Annotated in this window: 1 protein-coding gene; it reads left to right on the forward strand. The window is 75.0% G+C overall.

The genetic code is table 11. From position 1 onward, the window contains the following. Positions 1 to 274: 274 nt before the first annotated feature. Complete coding sequence (locus HUW36_RS33200) at positions 275 to 1090, forward strand: CDP-alcohol phosphatidyltransferase family protein (RefSeq protein WP_174531624.1); 816 nt, start codon at positions 275 to 277, stop codon at positions 1088 to 1090. Positions 1091 to 1202: the final 112 nt, after the last annotated feature.

A 1202-nucleotide genomic window follows, 5' to 3' on the forward strand; every position in this document is an offset into this window, starting at 1 on the left:
CCGGTCGGCGGCGAGTTCGGCGGCGAGCAGGTCCCGCGCCTCGGCCGCCCGCCCGGCGAGTTCGAGCCGGTCGGCGGCGGCCAGCAGCGTGGCGTGGCGGTGCGGGTCGGCCGCACCGTAGGGTCCGGGCACGGCACCGAATCAACCACGGGGGGCCCGGTCGGGCGGACGTTTCACGTGAAAGCCACTCGTGATCGTGAGTTTCCGGTATCAGAACGAACCGAACGGGCATGTTCTGCGTACACACGTGTGTCATGACGTCTACCTCGGAGGCATGGTGTCTGCGGTCCGAACTGATCCATTCGCGGGGGCGATTCTCCAGGTCGGCGTGCTCGCCGGCCTCCACGGCACGGTCGGTCTGGGCCGGTACGGCTGGCTGGCCGGTCTCCTCTGCGCGGTGGTGACGGTCGCGGCGCTGAGCCACGGGCTGCGGCGCTCGGGCGGACGCCGGCTCGGGCCGGCCGACTGGGTCACGTTGAGCCGGGCCACCCTGGCCGGCGGCGTGACCGCGCTGGTGGTGGACTCGTTCAGCGGGCCGGTGTCGGTCCCGGCGCTGGTCGGGCTCACCGCGGTCGCGCTCGCCCTCGACTGGGTCGACGGCCAGGTGGCCCGGCGCACCGGCACGGTCAGCGCCCTCGGCGCCCGCTTCGACATGGAGGTCGACTCCTTCCTCGTCCTGGTCCTCTGTGTCCACGTCGCCGACCAGGTCGGCCCCTGGGTGCTGGTGATCGGCGCGATGCGGTACGTCTTCGTCGCGGCCGGCTGGGTCCTGCCGTGGCTGAACGGCTCGCTGCCGCCGCGCTACTGGCGCAAGACGGTCGCCGCCGTGCAGGGCATCGTGCTGGCGGTGGTGGCGGCGGACGTGCTGCCCGAGCCGCTCGCCGTCGCGGCGGTGGTCGGCGCGCTCGCGCTGCTTGTCGAGTCGTTCGGCCGGGACGTGTGGTGGCTGTGGCGGCACCGGGCACGCCGGGCGTCCCTTCCGGCCGCTCCGGTCTCCCCCGCGCCGGTGGCCCCCCGCGCCGGGTGGGAGTCGGACACCCGGGTGCTTGTCGACCGCCGTCCGGCCGAGGTCGGGGCGCGGCGCCCGTGACCAGAGACGAACCGTCCCGCCCGCGGCGGGACGAGACGACGCACGCCGCGACCGACGCCGACGGCGGCGCAGCCCCGCTCGGACGCCTGCCGTCAGCACGGCCAGCACCAGC

The sequence above is a fragment of the Micromonospora maritima genome (genome assembly GCF_902825405.1).
Taxonomy (GTDB): Bacteria; Actinomycetota; Actinomycetes; order Mycobacteriales; family Micromonosporaceae; genus Micromonospora; species Micromonospora maritima.

Bases quoted from the DNA above. Each gene is read 5' to 3' on its own strand.
- HUW36_RS33200 (WP_174531624.1), top strand. From the start codon at position 275: ATGGTGTCTGCGGTCCGAACTGATCCATTCGCGGGGGCGATTCTCCAG.